This is a genomic window from Hydrocoleum sp. CS-953 (assembly GCF_002260545.1).
Taxonomy (GTDB): Bacteria; Cyanobacteriota; Cyanobacteriia; order Cyanobacteriales; family Microcoleaceae; genus Trichodesmium.
The window spans coordinates 1-18,704 of sequence record NZ_LGSU01001485.1 but is presented as its reverse complement, the minus strand read 5'-3'; the positions used below and the strand labels follow the sequence as shown (position 1 = coordinate 18,704).

At 35.1% G+C, this 18,704-nt stretch carries 17 protein-coding genes and 4 pseudogenes; 5 read left to right on the top strand and 16 right to left on the bottom strand.

Going from position 1 to position 18,704, the window contains the following annotated elements:
• Positions 1-468 precede the first annotated feature (468 nt).
• The 16 genes and pseudogenes from cas5d to AFK68_RS32845 all read right to left on the bottom strand — a co-directional run bounded on the left by cas5d (position 469) and on the right by AFK68_RS32845 (position 14,726).
• Positions 469-1,176 carry a type I-D CRISPR-associated protein Cas5/Csc1 gene (cas5d, locus tag AFK68_RS32910; protein WP_094678471.1) on the bottom strand — a complete coding sequence of 236 codons (708 nt, stop codon included), beginning with the start codon at positions 1,174-1,176 and terminating at the stop codon, positions 469-471.
• Positions 1,177-1,559: 383 nt separating this feature from the next.
• Positions 1,560-2,512, bottom strand: a pseudogene (cas7d, locus tag AFK68_RS32905) (type I-D CRISPR-associated protein Cas7/Csc2); the annotation flags it as partial.
• Between the two features lies 1 nt (position 2,513).
• On the bottom strand, positions 2,514-2,818 hold a 305-nt coding region (cas7d, locus tag AFK68_RS32900), incomplete at its 3' end, for a type I-D CRISPR-associated protein Cas7/Csc2 (protein ID WP_246844611.1).
• Positions 2,819-3,503: 685 nt separating this feature from the next.
• On the bottom strand, positions 3,504-3,773 hold the full coding sequence (locus tag AFK68_RS32895; protein ID WP_094678467.1) for a hypothetical protein: 270 nt from the start codon (positions 3,771-3,773) through the stop codon (positions 3,504-3,506).
• A 279-nt stretch (positions 3,774-4,052) separates the two neighbouring features.
• Complete coding sequence (gene cas10d, locus AFK68_RS32890) at positions 4,053-4,511, bottom strand: type I-D CRISPR-associated protein Cas10d/Csc3 (RefSeq protein ID WP_246844609.1); 459 nt, start codon at positions 4,509-4,511, stop codon at positions 4,053-4,055.
• A 31-nt stretch (positions 4,512-4,542) separates the two neighbouring features.
• Positions 4,543-5,016: pseudogene (gene cas10d, locus AFK68_RS32885) on the bottom strand (type I-D CRISPR-associated protein Cas10d/Csc3); the annotation flags it as partial.
• A 39-nt stretch (positions 5,017-5,055) separates the two neighbouring features.
• Positions 5,056-6,260, bottom strand: a pseudogene (gene cas10d / locus AFK68_RS43100) (type I-D CRISPR-associated protein Cas10d/Csc3); the annotation flags it as partial.
• A 1-nt stretch (position 6,261) separates the two neighbouring features.
• Positions 6,262-7,178: pseudogene (cas10d, locus tag AFK68_RS43095) on the bottom strand (type I-D CRISPR-associated protein Cas10d/Csc3); the annotation flags it as partial.
• A 1-nt stretch (position 7,179) separates the two neighbouring features.
• The coding region (cas10d, locus tag AFK68_RS32875) for a type I-D CRISPR-associated protein Cas10d/Csc3 (protein WP_246844610.1) at positions 7,180-8,777 on the bottom strand (1,598 nt) is incomplete at its 3' end.
• 49 nt (positions 8,778-8,826) lie between these two features.
• On the bottom strand, positions 8,827-8,988 hold the full coding sequence (locus AFK68_RS37720) for a hypothetical protein (protein WP_168186754.1): 162 nt from the start codon (positions 8,986-8,988) through the stop codon (positions 8,827-8,829).
• Between the two features lie 12 nt (positions 8,989-9,000).
• Positions 9,001-9,183, bottom strand: a complete 183-nt coding sequence (locus AFK68_RS32870; protein ID WP_094678457.1) for a HepT-like ribonuclease domain-containing protein — start codon at positions 9,181-9,183, stop codon at positions 9,001-9,003.
• 86 nt (positions 9,184-9,269) lie between these two features.
• On the bottom strand, positions 9,270-9,716 hold the full coding sequence (locus AFK68_RS32865; protein WP_094678455.1) for a nucleotidyltransferase domain-containing protein: 447 nt from the start codon (positions 9,714-9,716) through the stop codon (positions 9,270-9,272).
• Positions 9,717-10,110: 394 nt separating this feature from the next.
• Positions 10,111-10,662: a Uma2 family endonuclease gene (locus AFK68_RS32860; RefSeq protein ID WP_094678453.1), complete on the bottom strand. Its 552-nt coding sequence runs from the start codon at positions 10,660-10,662 to the stop codon at positions 10,111-10,113.
• A gap of 1,136 nt (positions 10,663-11,798) precedes the next feature.
• A complete protein-coding gene (locus tag AFK68_RS32855; RefSeq protein WP_094678451.1) occupies positions 11,799-13,358 on the bottom strand; it encodes a sodium:proton antiporter in 1,560 nt (519 codons plus the stop codon).
• Between the two features lie 469 nt (positions 13,359-13,827).
• Positions 13,828-13,953, bottom strand: coding sequence for a photosystem II protein Y (locus tag AFK68_RS32850; protein ID WP_094678449.1), 126 nt, complete (start codon positions 13,951-13,953; stop codon positions 13,828-13,830).
• 245 nt (positions 13,954-14,198) lie between these two features.
• The gene (locus AFK68_RS32845; RefSeq protein WP_094678447.1) at positions 14,199-14,726 is read right to left on the bottom strand and encodes a gamma carbonic anhydrase family protein; all 528 of its coding nucleotides are present in this window, start codon (positions 14,724-14,726) and stop codon (positions 14,199-14,201) included.
• A 200-nt stretch (positions 14,727-14,926) separates the two neighbouring features.
• Between AFK68_RS32845 and AFK68_RS32840 the strand changes: the two genes are divergently transcribed.
• The 5 genes from AFK68_RS32840 (at position 14,927) to AFK68_RS32820 (ending at position 18,627) form a co-directional block, all read left to right on the top strand.
• Positions 14,927-15,445, top strand: coding sequence for a TIGR02652 family protein (locus tag AFK68_RS32840; protein ID WP_094678445.1), 519 nt, complete (start codon positions 14,927-14,929; stop codon positions 15,443-15,445).
• Between the two features lie 202 nt (positions 15,446-15,647).
• Positions 15,648-16,082: a VOC family protein gene (locus AFK68_RS32835; RefSeq protein WP_094678443.1), complete on the top strand. Its 435-nt coding sequence runs from the start codon at positions 15,648-15,650 to the stop codon at positions 16,080-16,082.
• Positions 16,083-16,483: 401 nt separating this feature from the next.
• Complete coding sequence (locus tag AFK68_RS32830; protein ID WP_094678441.1) at positions 16,484-16,810, top strand: peptidase; 327 nt, start codon at positions 16,484-16,486, stop codon at positions 16,808-16,810.
• 198 nt (positions 16,811-17,008) lie between these two features.
• Entirely contained in the window at positions 17,009-17,839 is an 831-nt protein-coding gene (map, locus tag AFK68_RS32825) for a type I methionyl aminopeptidase (protein ID WP_094678439.1), read from the top strand.
• Positions 17,840-18,381: 542 nt separating this feature from the next.
• Positions 18,382-18,627 carry an acetyltransferase gene (locus AFK68_RS32820; protein ID WP_094674377.1) on the top strand — a complete coding sequence of 82 codons (246 nt, stop codon included), beginning with the start codon at positions 18,382-18,384 and terminating at the stop codon, positions 18,625-18,627.
• The last annotated feature ends 77 nt before the right edge of the window (positions 18,628-18,704 follow it).

Here is an 18,704-nt window from a genome sequence, read left to right as displayed (position 1 = left end):
GACTGTTTCAGCTAAAACTGTGCAATAGATTTTTGTTTCTAGGTGTCTTTTTCTCCCCACCCGGACCACACTTCCCACCCGGACCACACTCCCTATCTAACGCACCATTTAAGATGAAACAACCCAGTAGTAGACTGACACAGCTAATTTAGTGCATTAGGGAGTAGGGGAGTAAGGGAGTAGGGGGAGCAAAATTTTTGTTGGGTTTTTCCGTTGGAAATGCTCCGCAAACAGTTCCATGCTGCGCAATGCTAACGCAAACAACCCAAGCTACATCTATTGCACCATTTAAGGTGTGTCAGTCCAGTAGGGTGGGTTAGGCGGAGATAATTTAGGTTGTTGAAAATTAATTTATCTATCCGCCGTAACCCACCAATAAAAGTGTGAAATTTCTGACAATAATTCAATAATATTTCTTAAATTAGATGTTGGGTTCAAGGATGAAACCCAACCTACATTTTTAACGTGTTAAGTAACACTAAAACGATATTCCATCTGAGCAGGAATATCTATATTATTAAATCTGTAATATTTCCCCTTGAGTTTGACATTTTTAATTAGACTTACAGGAGGCATATTTACCACATCATAACTAATTACTTGATGGAAAAACATCACATCCAAAGGATTTAAAGGGAAGGGAAAAGTAAATTCTTTTTCAGCAGTTGAAACTTTTACATCTAGAGTTTCTCTAACTTTAACTTCTGCCTTACTCATCCATTTTCCTAGACGAATCCATTTTGCCAGTTTTAGCGGTTTTTCAGAAATAAGAAAACATTCAAAAATGCTTTCTGGAGCTATTTCTTTATTTCTGCCAAAACTAGGGATATTTTTCTGCGTTTTTTGCATTTCAACATGATAGCGGTTATCAGCATATTTCCAAGTATTGAGAGTAGTAGAATGGGAAAGGGAACGCCCTGGAGTTACATAAATTTTCTGTTGATTTAATGGGTTTAAATGTTGTTCATATTTTGGCATTTGTACCGGACAAAAATAGCTATAACTATGTTCTTCAGGAACGCGAGTTGAGTAGGTTTCACTATCTATTAATCCCAAGGCATAACAGAGAGCATAATTATGAATTATAGGTTCAGTTTCATAGAGTCTACCTATTTCGCGAGTGGCAAAATATAGGTTGTCATGGAGTTCTATTTCTAGGCGATAAATTAAGGTCATAGAAGTAAGAAGGAAGAAGGAAGAAGGAAGAAGGAAGAGGGAAGAGGGAAGAAGGAAAAAGGAAGAGGGAAGAGGGAAGAAGGAAAAAGTATACTAATCAGGACTTACGCAGAAGCACCTATAGTAGGGGCGTTTACAGACTATAATCTTAGGAAATGGCATTCGCCCTTATAGGTAGTAAATAATTTCATATTTTCCGTAATTCCTGCTAATTTTGAGAGGGAAAAAGGAAGAAGGAAAAAGTATGCTAATTTGGCGCATCTCATATTGGCAAAAATACTTTTTTATATTCCCTGTTTCCTTTTCCCGAAAAGCGATAAATTTTTGGCTTTATTCAAAATTGAGATGCACCTTACTAATCTTTACTTCGATTTCTATAAATTTTATTTTTTACTAGAATTTGTCTTAGCTTTACCCTTGTCTTCTGCCTTTCCTTTTATATGTAATTTTGCATATTCTTTAGCTTCATTATCCGCTTTTTTCAACATCTGTCTTAATCCCTCTTCATTACCAATAACTGACTTAACTTCTTGCAATAAATCAGCAAATTTTTCCCCAACAAAATCACTATGCACAATAAATTCCTCTGCCATTAAATTTTCCATTGCTTTTTCAGCAGAATTAACCACATCATCCTCATCTAATGGGTCGCGAATATTCAACTTTTCCTCAGCTTGCAAAATGTCATAAATTGCCTGAGTCCAACGTAAATTACTTACAATTTCTCCATCGGCAAAAATTACTCCTATTAATTCATTTCTTACCCTTCCCGTGCGGGTGGTTTGCGCTCCATAATGACGAGTGCGGAGAATGTTATTAAAGACATACAAAAAATTTGCTTCAGTGGGGTCTTTTAAAGTAACAATACTAGGGAAAAAAACCTGGGGTTTGATATGGTCTTGCTGATTAATTCGACTCGTAACTTCTCCTGGTTTAGAATTATTTTCACCCTTAGATGTCATAGTTCCATTTTCATAAGGAGCATTGAGAGTAAAAGTTTCGTGAGATTCATCAAAAGCAGTAATAGAAAAGGCAGTATCTACCACAACTTTTGACTTTTCTGAACCAGAGTCACCTATGGCAAAACCATAAATAATACAATCAGGATTATCCATGGCAAATTTAACGTTATATTCGCAATCTTCAGCTTTCATAAAACCATAATTGCGGAGTAATTCTCGACCTATTAAACGTTCTGGAGTAGATTGTTTTCTCTTAAACATACTCAAGCGACTGCTAGGATTTTTGTTATTAATTCCTGCCCTTACTCGTGCTTTATTTAATTCTCCATCTGTTTGAAATAAAGGGTAAGATTCGGTAATGCGAATTGTCAGGANTTTGACTTTTCTGAACCAGAGTCACCTATGGCAAAACCATAAATAATACAATCAGGATTATCCATGGCAAATTTAACGTTATATTCGCAATCTTCAGCTTTCATAAAACCATAATTGCGGAGTAATTCTCGACCTATTAAACGTTCTGGAGTAGATTGTTTTCTCTTAAACATACTCAAGCGACTGATAGGATTTTTGTTATTAATTCCTGCCCTTACTCGTGCTTTATTTAATTCTCCATCTGTTTGAAATAAAGGGTAAGATTCGGTAATGCGAATTGTCAGGAAGTGAACGTATTTTCCCATTGGTTTGTAGGGGATTTTGTCGAGGAAAAATTTAGAATCAAGGGATTTAAGAAAAGTCATTGTTTTTTGTCTCCTATTGAAAGTTTATTGGGGATGAAAAAAATTGGAAATTGATGAGATTGCTTCGGGGTATTAATAGTGAATTTGAGAGATTAACTGTTAATATTTCCCATCGCAATGACNAATCAAGGGATTTAAGAAAAGTCATTGTTTTTTGTCTCCTATTGAAAGTTTATTGGGGATGAAAAAAATTGGAAATTGATGAGATTGCTTCGGGGTATTAATAGTGAATTTGAGAGATTAACTGTTAATATTTCCCATCGCAATGACAATTATTCAATGAAAAAATTGGAAATTTTGGAAATTGATGAGATTACTTCGGGGTATTAATACTGAATTTTAGAGGTTGACTGCTAAGATTTTTCCCTCCGAATGACAGTTATTGTAGGTTGGGTTGAGGAACCGAAACCCAACATTCAAAGATTTATTGTAGTTATAGTAGTTTGGGTCGAAGAAAGGAAAAATTTCGAGTCAAAAGATTTGAGGAAATTCATTTTTTTTGTCTCCTATTGAAAGTTTATTAGGAATGAAAAAATTGGAAATTGATGAGATTGCTTCGGGGGTATTAATACTGAATTTGAGAAATTAAATGTTATTATTTCCTCCTTTCTATCGCAAAGCTACCCTAAGGCAATGACTCTTTTTCAATTGGTTCCCTATTTTCATATTCACCTTGTGGATATCTGACTAAATTTTCATTAGCTAAACAACCAGCAGTTTTTTCAAAAAAACCTGGAAGCCAACCTAATTCTTCAGGGATTTTAGCAGACTTTTCTAATTTATTCTGTTGATCAACTAAAATTATTTCTAATTCTCTATCTGCTAAATCTTTGGGAAGTTGTATTGTCAAATTTCCCTCCCTATCTACGCGAGTTGTTAACTTCACAGTTTCCATGATTAATTTCCTCCTTTTGAGTTGATAAATTGCTTATAGCAATCCTAAATAGGTTTGAAAATTTTATCGTAGGGGTTTGGTTTATAAATCCCATTTACGCTTTGGTTTGAAGACCAAACCCCTACAGTTTTTTTATTAGTTGGGAAAGATTATGTTGGGTTTCTATACCTCAACCCAACCTACATTTTCACTGAATTTGATAGATTAATTATGAATATTTATCTCTCCAAATGACAATTATAATAGGTCGGGTTTAGGTGCAAAACCAAACAATAAAAATTACTCACTTTCATCATCTACTTGGTTAGGATTTTCTTTATTGTCTTTGTCATTTTCCAGACGATAAAGAAACTCGCAGGTATCGCGAATTAAATTAATTTGTCTTCCGGCAAGACGGGCACGATCGCCTGCAAAAGTTTCATAAAAAACATCCTGTACAAAATATTCAGCAAATTTCAAAATTGCCTCTCTTTCTTCCTCCCTTTTTTTGAATATCCAACGACCTTCGGCAGTAGAAGCATGAACCCGATCCATTAATTTAGAAACTTCAGCAGCTACTACATATACTAAAGTTTCACCTGCAAAACTGGGGTCAGCTTCTAAAATAGTTTTCGAGGCAATATCAATAGGTTTCAACACAGCATTAGTCTTGGGATTATACTTTTTATTTGCACGATAGAATTTTCGATATAATTCTGTCAGTTTTTGTGGATGATTCAAACTTGATTCTTCTGTCATAATTTCTAATTTCTCCTTTTGTTGCTTGTATTTAACATTTAACATTAGGGTCAAAACAAGGACAAAAATAATAAGTATATTCCAAACGATAGATCAACTCACAAGTATCCTTAATTAAATTCATTTTCTGACCTTCTATACAGGCACGATCGCCTGCAAAAGTTTCATAAAAAACGTCTTTGACAAAATAACTGGCAAATTTCAAAATTGCCTCTCTTTCTTCCTCCCTTTTTTTGAATATCCAACGATCTTCGGCAGTAGAAGCATGAACCCGATCCATTAATTTAGAAACTTCGGCAGCTACAACATTAATTAAATTTTCCCCTGCAAAACTACGGTCAGCTTCTAAAATAGTTTTTGAGGCAACATCTATAGGTTTCAACACAGCATTAGTCTTGGGATTATATTTTTTATTTGCCCGATAAAATTCCCGATATAATTCTGTCAGTTTTTGAGGAGGATTCAAATTTGATTCTTCTGTCATAATTTCTAATTTCTCCTTTTCTTGGTTATATCTAAGGTTAGGGGCAAATTTATCATTTACTTACTTTGGTATTTCTCGATTTTCTTTGTCATTTTCCAGACGATAAAGAAACTCGCAAGTATCACGAATTAGATTAATTTGTCTTCCGGCAAGACGGGCACGATCTCCTCCAAAAGTTTCATAAAAAACATCCTTTACAAAATAATTGGCAAATTTCCAAACTGCCTTTCTTTCTTCCTCCCTATTACTCAATACCCAACGACCTTCGGCAGTAGAAGCATGAATCTTATCCATTAATTTATAAACCTTTGCAGCTACATTATTAACTAAAGTTTCATTCTGAAAACTTGGGTCGTTATTAAGAATCACATCTTTAGCAATATCAATAGGTTTCAAAACAGAATTAGTCGTGGGATTATACTTTTTATTTGCGCGATAAAATTCCCGATATAATTCGGTCAGCTTTTGTGGATGATTCAAGCTTGATTCTTTTCCCATAATTTCTAATTTATCCTCTTCTTGGTTATATCTAACCTTTGGGTCAAAACAAGGATAAAAATAATAAGCATAAAGCTTAATTTTTTCAATCCTGACAGTTTCCACTTTTTGATTTCTTACCCATTTATTTAAGTAGGAAAAAACATAAAGCGGACTGGTTTCAAAATCTTTGGCAAGTTCGGTTAATTTTCCCCAGTTGGCATCGTAACCACCTTTTCCAACTTTGGCATTTACATCTAAATGGATGGCATAAGCAGCAGTCAAAACATTTAGGGGAGCAGGATATTCCTTCCCATTTTCCTGCCAACCTTCCAAAATATAGTCCAGTCGGAAGCGATCGCCTCTAACCAACGATCGAAACGCCTGGGGTGCGGTATCCAGCAATACGGTCTCCTCAAATTCACTCCCATCATTAAAAGGTGGGATAGGTGACTCAGACACGACGGTTTTGACATCCAATATTATCGGAAAGGCAAATGCTAACCAACTTGGCATTACCCAAGACTCGGTATCGGTGTCACCTTTACCGGGTGGCATTGCCATGAAATAAAATGTCAAAGGTTGGTCTTCTGGGTAAGAAAGTTTAAAGGTGCGGTCTTTTTCCGGTTCAAGATTTTCATCTATTAGGAAAGTATCAACACTTTGATATTTTTCTCTAGTAAAGTTTGCCTGAAAATCTCGGTCGATAAAATGATTTCTGATGCTAGTATCAAACCTAGTTTGGGCAATGTCGTTATAAGCTTTTTGGAGAAATTTATTTGTTTCGGNTATTAGGAAAGTATCAACACTTTGATATTTTTCTCTAGTAAAGTTTGCCTGAAAATCTCGGTCGATAAAATGATTTCTGATGCTAGTATCAAACCTAGTTTGGGCAATGTCGTTATAAGCTTTTTGGAGAAATTTATTTGTTTCGGGGGTGCAGTAATAGGTAGGGTAAAAATATAGATATCGATACTTGCTATCCTCGAATTTTTTCCCCGTCGCTTGAGTTTGATTCATCAATATTTGACGCAACATCATTTCTATTCCGGCAATGCTAGAAATGTTCCGTTTAGCATTTGAACCTCCTAACATTTGTTTGTTTGTATAAACCTGGGGGGTGAACAAAACGGCAGATTCCATTTGTTCGGTAACTGAGTAGGGAGAATGGGAAATTGAACAGATTAATTTTCGCCCTCTTCCCGGTTTCTTTGCTAACTGATAATTTGACAATTCATCCAAAAATACTTCTGCTGATGTTTTGGTTATTTCTGTTTTTCCAGGTAACATGACGACTTGCTTCACCCATTCTCGTAAGTCATCCCAACCATCGGCAAATTTATATTGTTCTAGTATGGGTTTAATGAGTTGGGAAATATGAGAAATAGTTTTCTGACAAATTTCTTTTACATCCTCAATTCCAGGATTACTTTCTAAATATTTAGCTGCTAAAAAATACCAGTCGTAAGGTACTCCTCCAGTATTGCCTTTCAATTTTTGCGCTTTGAGACTTTCGTTGATTTTTTGGATTTCCCGAATTTGGGGAATGTATGCCGATAATTCCCAGTATTCGGCAATTATATGTACTAAGTTTTTTGTTTCTAGGTTAGCTGGTAATTCTGGTAAATCTTTATTTTGCTTCCTTGCCTTATCTATATTATTAACAACTTCTCCCCAAATATTCCGAGTTAGCACATCTCCAAATTNTGCGCTTTGAGACTTTCGTTGATTTTTTGGATTTCCCGAATTTGGGGAATGTATGCCGATAATTCCCAGTATTCGGCAATTATATGTACTAAGTTTTTTGTTTCTAGGTTAGCTGGTAATTCTGGTAAATCTTTATTTTGCTTCCTTGCCTTATCTATATTATTAACAACTTCTCCCCAAATATTCCGAGTTAGCACATCTCCAAATTCGGCAATATGGTCAATTCTCAGATCGTCGTCAAACCGAAAATTATAATCTGCGGATAAAACTTGCTGTTGCTGAAATTTTACTAAATTATCGCTGCGACTTTTAGCTACAGATTTTTTGCCAGAATGTAAAATTATTAAAGTTGCTTCGAGGGCAACTTCCATTAAACCAACCGTGTCAAAAAATAGGTCGTAATATTCAGCATATTTCATGCCTTTACCATCTCTGCCAAATCCAGTTTGTCGGAGTCGGAGTTGCTTGGCGCAAAGTTCTTTGATTTTACTAACAACCAGTTCCGGTAAATCTTCTTCTGAAATAGGTGGAGAATTTTTTTGTATTAGGTAAATAACTCCCGTGGGTAAATAAAGTAATGGCTGATAATAGATTTCTTCCTCAGTATTAAGATTTTTATAGGCTGCCATTACCGCGTTATTAACTATATTGGTTAGTACGCCCCTATTTTCGGCGATGCTGTGATAAGAAAGTTCTAACTTTCCATCACTAAGTTGATGAATAATATTATGGAGGCTAGAATTTTCTGCATCTTGGGGATGCTTAATAATAGATGATAATAAGTCCGCTAAAAGAGTTAGATTTGATAGACATATAAGAGAGCGATCGCGCAGTTTTGGATTTAAGCCACTTTCAGATAAATTCAAATTAGTATCGTTACGTTTTTGAGTATTGTAGGCAATAAATAATAAATCTTCTAAATATTCAATCCACCCATCTGGTTTTTCGGGATTAATCAATTTATCTAAACCCAACAATGGCACTATTACCCGAAAAATTTCTTTGTGTTCTGCGATAGAAAGTTTACGAATATCTTGGTCAGGATTTTTGTCTATATCTACATATTTTTGTGGCATTCCTGGCAATAAATTATACTTAAATTTCTCAAAGTCGTGGAGAAGAAAACCAGCGATTAAAATCCGGCGTTTAATTTCTTTATCCCGCGCCATTTCTCGTTTAACCGTCGTATCTAATTCTTCCAATCTTTTAGCAATTAAATTTGCCGGAAATAATCCATTTAATATGTGAGTATTTAAAGATTGATCGGCAGCATTGTTGCGTTTAACTTTTGCTTTGCCTTCCGCTTCTCGTCGAGAGTCGATTCTATCAAAAAATTTCCCTCCTTTCGCAGTAACGCCAATGGCAAATTTGAGCAGATTAGGTAATACATATTCGGCAAATTCTCTGATTACTAAATCATCTTTATTTTCACTAATTATTACCTCTCGTAAAAGTTGGAGTGTTAGTAATTCTTTGTGAGTAGCTTCGATGTCGCGATTAGTCTGTTCAAAACTCAGACCTAACTCTTCATCTTCTAACCAATCATCATCAGAATCATCAATAGCTTCAGGATTAATATTTTCCTGATTTTCTGTCATATCGAATAAGGATAGTTGTTCAAAGTCATCATCAGATTTTTTCTTTTTTCTAGGCATTATCTACCTCTAGTGAATCTATATAATTTGTAATTTTCCTTTGATAAATTGGATAATACTGTAATGTCATATCAATTGCTCCATGCACTACTACTGGGTCTATTTCGTCGTAAATATGAACTAATCTATTTCTTAAGCTACCTGACTTTGCCAAGCTGCTTGATAATTATGGAGAAATAATCCCACATTTTCCCATCTCGATAAAAATCTCAAAATTAGTATATCTTGCTTGGTCTACTCCTAATTCTTTCAGTAAATATCTATTAATGTCGATTGCCCCTTGAAAAATTAGCTGCAACAATCTTTCTACTACTAATTGTTTATCAAAATCATCTAAATATTCTGTCAAAGGTATTGATTAAAACCGCTTGAGTCTTTCCAAATGACTTGTCATCAAATCAAGTTTAGTAAAAATCCTAATTGGTTCAATTTCTGTCATACTCCCCACCTTTGCAAATTTGCTTCAACTTTTGCTCGTAGTGCTTTACGAATTTCTTGAAGTTCTAAATCGCTTTTTAAAGCTTGTTTCCGAAAATCCTTAAAAAGTCCTGGTTTATCTTCATATAATAATTTTCCATCACGGGCAACAAAATGAGAAATTGTTGATGAATAGTTTCTCAATTCTACGACATCTATATTATCGCTATTAAGGTTAAAAAAATCTCCTAACTTTTGCGGAACTTCAAACCAAGCAAAAGCATTATCTCCCATCATTTTTTTGCGAATTTCTTCATCATATAGTGCAGCAAAATCCCAGTCACTTTTGGCATGAGTATCTCCTCTAGCGCGAGAGCCAAATAATACCAACATTTTTAGGTAAGGTATTTTTTCTGGTAATTGGGGAGAAAGTTTTTTCAAGTCGGAAAATGATTCTGTTTTCATAGAAATTTCATCACTTATTATTTTTAGGACTTACGGATAAACCGGGTTTTTCAACGAAGCTTTGTTGTTTGAGAAATAATCAAGCAATAAACCCGGTTTCTTGGTTTGTTTGCGTAAGTCCTGATTTTGTCGTTTATTGTTTTTAGTCACCGTTCGGTTACTACTCATCGCTCTAATATGTAGCAGAATTTATGAGCGCATCGATCGCTTTAGAGTCATTGCTATTATCTCTTCTACTGTAAAATCTGAAATACCNCAACGAAGCTTTGTTGTTTGAGAAATAATCAAGCAATAAACCCGGTTTCTTGGTTTGTTTGCGTAAGTCCTGATTTTGTCGTTTATTGTTTTTAGTCACCGTTCGGTTACTACTCATCGCTCTAATATGTAGCAGAATTTATGAGCGCATCGATCGCTTTAGAGTCATTGCTATTATCTCTTCTACTGTAAAATCTGAAATACCATCAAGAGTAGGAAGTATCTCAGCTCCAGCTAATACCAGTGGTAATTCCTGATTCTCCCATACCCAGACTCGCTGTCGCTGAATGTCAATTAACCAAGCAAGCTGAGTTCCGTTGCTCAAACAATGCAGAATTTTGTTCTGTAAGTCTAATGTGCTTTGATCTGGGGAACGAATTTCTATTAACCAATCTGGCGAACCTTGCAGTGGGCCATCTTCATCCAGGAGGCGATCGCTTTTAACAACTACAATGTCTGGTACGACAAATAAGGGGGGAATAATACATCGGAGTTCTTGAATAGCTTCGTATGCTTGGGTTTTATTGTTGATAGCGTTGACAAGGTTGCGCTGGGGGCGGGAGTGAAACAGAGTTGGCATGGCTTTTTGTTTTGCTTGTCCGTGAATGAATTCCCAAGCAGGAGAAGTTTCTATGTTAGGTTGTTGGAGAAAAGTCTCTAAGGAATTAATAAGACTAGAGGATAGTGTCATAATTAAGTTATCCGCAAAAACATATATTTACAGGGGTTTGTTGCATGAAAGTATATACCTGCCCCACTTGCTCTGCATATCTACAACAATAATGCGCTGAAACTGCTGTAACTATTGTCCAATAGATAAATAAAACATCGATGTTTGAAAGAAAAAGGCTGAAACTATTACCTGTAAAGGATTTGATATTTTAAAGTTNGATAGTGTCATAATTAAGTTATCCGCAAAAACATATATTTACAGGGGTTTGTTGCATGAAAGTATATACCTGCCCCACTTGCTCTGCATATCTACAACAATAATGCGCTGAAACTGCTGTAACTATTGTCCAATAGATAAATAAAACATCGATGTTTGAAAGAAAAAGGCTGAAACTATTACCTGTAAAGGATTTGATATTTTAAAGTTCTGCCTTAACTATTGGACAATAGTAAATAGAACATCAATAATGGCGAAATAGCTACTGTCAACTTTTTTCTACAAGCTTAGATTTAGTCAACTATTTATTAGGCTACTAGACAGTGCAAAGTTCCTAGAATAGCTATTGCTAGCAATGGCTATCAGCGGTTCCAAAGTTAGAAACCTGTATTCACTATTATATATGCTCTAAGTCTTTACCAATAATACTTTCAGTTAGACAAGTAAATCGTTTTTTAGAAGAACTTTGTACTCTCCAGTTAATTAGCCTAATGGGACTTGCACGTCTAGCTTGAAAATGTGCGTAAAGAGCGAGTCAATGAAAACCTCTCCCCCAAACCCTCTCCTGCAANAATAATACTTTCAGTTAGACAAGTAAATCGTTTTTTAGAAGAACTTTGTACTCTCCAGTTAATTAGCCTAATGGGACTTGCACGTCTAGCTTGAAAATGTGCGTAAAGAGCGAGTCAATGAAAACCTCTCCCCCAAACCCTCTCCTGCAATGAGAGGTGGGAAAACTACCCCTTCCCTCCTAGGGAAGGGGGTTAGGGGGTTAGGTTTTTCGGCGTTGGTGAATAAAGGTATGATATCCCATTCGGATAAGAGGGGGAACAAAAAACTTTCTCCTTCTACTACTCTTTATTATTCTTCTTTCTTTCCTACTGACTCCTGACTCCTGACTCCTCCTTCCCACAATTTTAGTCTAGACGCGGTACTACTTACTTTTCCAACACTTCTGCCAAAAGTGGCGACACATTATGATTCAACTTACCCGCTCGAATAAACTCAGCATAAGTTTCCGCTTCAATATCTACCAACTCTTCCCGCAATAACTCCATATCCAACGTCACTAACTGAGAATGTTCCGCCTGCATCCCATCTATTTTTTCCTGCAACTGCTTTAACTCCCGTTGCAAAATTTCTGCCTGAGAACGATAATACTCTGGATCAATTTCCTGTCGCCTTACCAACTCAGACACATAATTAAGTACCCGGTTTAAAGCCACACGACGAGCGATCGCCTCCATATATTCCTGACGTAAAGGTTGATCGCCAATTAAACCTAATATTTCCAACATTGACTGAGTGGTTAAACCTTGAACCAACAATGTAAACAATACCACCCCAAATACAACCGCCGTAATTTCATCACGTCCTGGCAAAACCACAGGTACACTCAAAACCAAAGCAATAGAAACTGAACCTCGTAAACCACCCCACCAAAGCAAAGTCTGTTCTTTCAAATCAATATTTGAATTAGCTACCAAATTACTCAAAGCACTTAAACCATAAACAGAAATTGCTCGTGCAATAACCACTGCTCCAATAGCAACTAATATCAATACTATATTATCTGCCAAAATTGTATATTGAATTTGGTCTCCTATTAACAAAAACACTATAGAATTAACAAAAAACGCCACAAACTCCCAAAATTCACTAACTATTAACCGAGTGCGTGGGTTCATCCCAATGCGGGAACCAAAGTTACCCAAAATTAAACCAACAGTGACAACCCCAATAACTCCCGAACCTCCAAATTTTTCCGTAATTATATAAGTTCCATAAGCAGAAACAAGAGTTAGTGACTGTTCGACTAAAGGTAGATCAAAACGTTGGGTAAGATAAGAAATGCCAAAACCAACTAAACAACCGACTCCAATACCAATACCAACAAAACTAAAGAAACTTAATAGAGACTCTGAAATTGAAAATTTATCGACTGTTCCTAATGGAATTCCTACTAATAATGTAAAAGCAACAACTGCCACCCCATCATTAAATAAACTTTCTCCTTCCATCAGAGTCCGTAACCGTTTACTTGCTCCTAATTCTTTTAATAAAGCAACAACAGAAATAGGATCTGTTGCTGATAAACTAGCTCCGACTAAAAAGGCGATCGCTAAAGGAATGCCAGTAAAAAAATTTAAACCATAAGCAATACCAACCACCGAGATAATTACACCGAAAATTGCAAAAAATCCTACCGGAACTAAGTCTCGTTTTAAGTCTCGCCAGTTTAAATTCCAAGCAGCTTCAAATAATAGAGGAGGTAGGAAAATTTCCAGGATTAATTCAGGAGATAAACTAACTAATCTTATATCAATAAATGCCAGAACTAATCCCACAATTACTAATAATAATGTAAAAGGAATTCGGCGGAACCAACTAAAAACCCGCGAGAGAGTAGCGACACTTAAAGAAACAGAAAGAACTAAGAGAAATTGTTCTAAGTTTTGCTCAATAACTGTTTCAGTTACCGCAGCTTCTACTGTCATAAATATACTCCTAAATTAAAATAAAATTAACTAGGTTATTCTCCATAGCCTTTTAATATCAAGTCTGATTAATTAGCCATAATAAAAATGTTTCTTTCTCTCAACAGAGAATCTGGCAAAGTAACCATTTGCTGCGGAATGCTTTTCATGTCGGCGAGACATTGTTAACGGAGTTATGCGCCAGCAAAACGACCACTTTTTCTCCTTAAAAAGAGAGACTTTAAACCGAATTGATTAATTATCAATTATCAATTATCAATTATCAATTATCCATGGGTAAAAGCAATTGAGAAATTGAGAAAGAATTAAAAATTACTGCCAAAGTATGCTCCTTTAACCTTAGAAAGAATTATTCATTATTTGGTGAGAGCTGACAGCTAAAAACTGAATGCTTACTTAGCAATAAAATGCCGACTGTTTCTTCCAGTTAGATAACAGTCGGCACTTAAATAGAAAGGTAATACTTGTTTTAGGCTTCTTTGTTTAAGAACTTTTGCAGTTGTTGGAGAGCTACAACACCAATATTAAATACAGCCCAACCAGCAGCAGCAAGTATAGGTAATAGAACGATTAACAAGCGAAAGTCAAAATCCATTTATTCTCCTCCTAATAGATGTTATATATTTTCTTTATCTTCTAATTGTATCGTAATTTTAATTTTATGTTAAGCTTTCTCATATAACTTTTGACTTTTGAATTCCGACTTTTGACTTTACTTTCCCAAAAATTAAGGTATCAAGCCTTTCCATTCATGGAGAAAGAAGAAAAAAAATTCCTTTTAGCCAATCCTCTTCATTTATAAGAAGAGGTAATTATTAATTATTAATTGTTAATTATTAATTATTGAATAAACCCAATATCAGTTCCTTTGCCAGCATGAACCAAAGCTAACTTTTCATAACGTTCGGCGTGTTCAACTAAATCAGCAACCTCTTCTTCCGAAAGCTCCCTAACTTTTTTTGCAGGTACCCCCACCACCAGAGAGGAAGGCGCTACATCCTTAGTAACAATAGAGCCAGCTCCAATCATACTACCCGCCCCTACTCGTACACCATTCAAAATTACAGCCCCAATACCAATTAAACAACCTCTTTCTATATAAGCCGAGTGAATCACAGCTTGATGTCCAACCGTTACATAATCCTCTAAAACAGTTTCCAACCCAGGGTCTCCATGTAGCACTGCCCCATCCTGGACATTAGTATGGTCTCCAATAATAATTTTTTCCACATCCCCCCGGACTACAGTTCCATACCAAATACTAGCTCCTGTGCCTATTTCTACTATTCCCATAACTGTAGCGTTATCTGCCACAAAAGCAGCTTTCGATAAATCTGGAGGAGACCAAAAACAGGGCTGATTTGACATTACTTCGTTAATATTTATTGATGTTTGCCTAGAAGTAATTTTATCATCATCAATTCCCTACTTCATAATTTAAGTTATAGCAGTAGGCGCGAGTGGCTATTCGCCCCTACATTCTTAGTGTGACTATATATGAGAGGCGTGAGAATGTCTTAACTGCCTTGGTGACTGCTATAACTGATAACTGATAACTGATAACTGAAATGACCCAATTTTCTATTGACCCCACTCTCCATTATCCCATCTTTGGTCCAGAGATTCAGTGTCCTCACTGTCGTCAGACCATACCAGCTCTCACCCTAACAGATACTTATTTATGTCCTCGTCATGGGGCCTTTGAAGCTGACCCAAATACTGGTGAATTGTTTCATCTTCACTCTGGCCGTCACTGGCGTTTCTGGAAGGACGAGTGGTATAGACAACATACTCATCCCGATGGTATTAGGTTTGAAATCCATGAAGCTCTAGACCGACTTTATACTCAAGGGTATCGGGCAACTCGTGTAATTATTGCTCAAAGATATCGAGAGTTAATTAGTGCTTGTTTGGAACGTAGTAGCTCTTGGCGTAGTAATTCTGGCTCTTCAGGAAAACTTTATGGTTTACCTGTAGAATTTAGTCCTCACCCAAAGGATGAACCTTGCTGGGAAGTAATTAATTTTCAATTGGACAAAGAGGAAGGAGTACCTATTAGGTATCCCTATTTTCGATTGTTTGAGTAACTTTAATAATGGATAATTGATAATGGATAATTGATAATTAATCTCCAAAGGTTTAAAGCCTTTCCTCATAATTGATAATTAAAATCCTATCCAAGGAACTTGATACTAAAGTCAGAAATAATTATCTATTATTAGTTAATGAATTTTAAACCTTAAAGGTAGAGAATTAATCTTGAAAGTAAAGTTGAAAATATTAGAATAAATGCACCATGTTTCGATTCGGACTGCTAATATTCATCGAGCGATCGCTTTCTATGAAAAATTAGGTTTTATAGTTTGTGAACGTTTTACTACAGGCTATACTTTAGCCTGTTGGATGGAAGGATTAAATGGTAGAGTTGAACTAATTGAAATTCCTAAACCTAAGCCTGCTCCTGATGCTTTTGGGGATGAAAATTATGTTGGATATTATCATTTATCATTTGATTTGACTGAAAATGTTGCAGATTTACCTAGTTGGTTAAATTCTTTAAAACAACAATTTGATTCAGCAATCATAGAGCAACCTGAAATGTTTCAACCATTAAAAATTCTGTTAGAACCTACTCAACAAATGATTGGAAATAATGTTTATGAAGTTGCGTTTATTGCAGACAGTGATGGTTTACCTCTAGAATTTATTAGGAAGTTAAATTAATAGGTATATGTTAACCGATAGCTAGAATGATATTCATTATCCATTAATGAATGAATAATTACCTCTGATTAAAACTGAGATGATTGAATACAAGGAAATAGTATTTCTTTTTTTTCCTTGAAAGGGGAGGCGTTTAATACAATTTCTCAAAAATCTTGCTATATTTGATTGGGTGGAGGAGGGACGTTGCATAAGGGCGTCCGTACACAGAAGAATAATGAACATTAACTGGATAATAATTAGGGAATAATTTATTTTATTTGTGTTAATTACTTGATAACTGAAGTGTCACTCAAGTATAGCTTTAATGCATGGGAATTGGTATAACCTGAATGATTTAATTATTAATTATTTGGTAAACTAATGCCTAATTAAAAATATAGATACTTAATTTAATAGAGATGATTAAACAAAAATTTCGTCAACTGCATAGAATAGTCGCGCCAATAGTTTTCTTACCACTATTTGTGACTGTAATTACAGGAGTAGCTTTCCGACTGAGTAGAAATTGGTTTGGGTTATCCAAAGAGCAAGCACATATTTTATTAGTAATTCACGAAGCTGGATATCTTGGCGACGAAATTAAACCTTTTTATGTGTTATTAAATGGTATCGGTTTAATCTGGATGTTAATAACAGGTATCGTTATGAGTGGTGTATTTAGTAAAAATAAACCTAAGCAAAATACAGACTCAAAAGCTAATATAACCGAGCCAGAACCAGAATAAATTATCAGTTATAGCAATTTCAAATACTGAATCAATTTTTTTTCATACCCTTTAAAAGGAAAGGCTCTTGACCTTATTGCTTCGTCAATATATGATATTAAAAATCTACCAATTAATTTAATTAATTCAAAGTAGAAAACTTTCCTAAATACCTCAATTTTCAGACACCATAATATTTAACAACTTGTACCAAAAAAAATGAAAATTTTTAGTAATCTACTTACAGCTCCAGCAAAACCAAAACCACGTCCAGTTAAGAAAAAACAACGTCGTGGCATAGAAATTAAATCTGAACGAGAAATAGAAATAATGCGACAATCATGTAAAATTGTAGCAACGGTACTTAAAGAAATTTCTCAAATTGTTAAACCAGGAATGACTACTGCTGACCTAGATGCTTATGCTGAAAAACGCATTCGGGAAATGGGAGCAATACCAAGTTTTAAAGGTTATCATGGTTTTCCGGCTTCTATTTGTGCTTGTATAAATAACGAAGTTGTACATGGTATTCCTAATAAGAAAAAAGTTATTCGAGTCGGTGATGTTTTAAAAGTAGATACAGGTGCTTATTATCAAGAATTTCATGGTGACTCTTGTATTACTATTGGGGTAGTTGAAGTTGCTCCAGAAGCTGCTAAATTAATTCGCGTTGCAGAGGAAGCAATGTATAAGGGTATTGAACAAGTAAAAGCTGGTGCTTATCTACTAGATATTGCAGGAGCTATTCAATATCATATAGAAGCAAATAATTTTTGCGTGGTTGAAGAATTTACTGGTCATGGTGTGGGGAGAAATTTACATGAAGAACCTGCGGTATTTAATTTTCGGACTAAGAATTTGCCTAATGTTAAGCTCCGAGCGGGTATGACTTTAGCTATTGAACCTATTGTTAATGCTGGTTCGAGGTTTACCAAGATTTTGGCTGATAGGTGGACTGCTGTTACTATTGATAATTCTCTTTCTGCTCAGTTTGAGCATACAGTATTGGTTACAGATACTGGTTATGAAATCTTAACCGATCGCTCTTGAGTTAATTGATAATGGATAATTAATAATGGATAATTAAAACTCTATCTAAATTATCAATTATCCATTGGTAAATGTGATAGTTTTTTTTCTATCTTAAACGGGACTAATGCACAACTACCATATTATATTAGGGGCGATTTCCTAACGGAATGCTCGGTAAATTAGGATGGGATGGCAGAGAAGAAAAAAAATTCTTTTTAGCCAATCCTCTTCTTTATAAGAAGAGGTAATAATTAATTATTAATTGTTAATTATTAATTATTAAACACCACTTAGAGGTAATGTAGAAGTGACATATTTATCACATCTAAAAAGTCTCTGGAATTTCTTAAGATTGATTTAAGCTTTTCCAGAGATTATTTATGACACAATATTAATTAAATAGGGTAGTCTTTGATACAATTTTTTGTGCTGTGGATTTTACTTTTAATAAGATAAAACTTTTTTGAAAAAATGTAAAGATTGTGGAAAGGTCTACTCTTCAACTTTCATAAGATTACAATCCAATTCCAGCCAAAAATTAGGCATAGGGAGGTAAAAGTATGTTTTTAAAACATAAACAGACTGATGATTTAATCGAAGTGATCCGAATTGAAGATGTTTATGATCCCTGTTTAGGTGAAGTGATGGGTCAGTCTCATTCGGGTGAAGAAATGCAAGATCCAACAATTTATCCAAAAGCTGATTTAATGTTTCCTTCAGGGGAAAACTTACCCCTTTGTTGGTTAGACCCGAATTATCGAATTAAGAAAACCGTATCAAAATGTAGTCGAATGTCTGTCTCCTAGTCTTTAAGTCTCAAAATTAAGGAGACTTGAGCATTCTGGAACTTTAATTAATTTATCAGGACTGAGGCAAATACCAT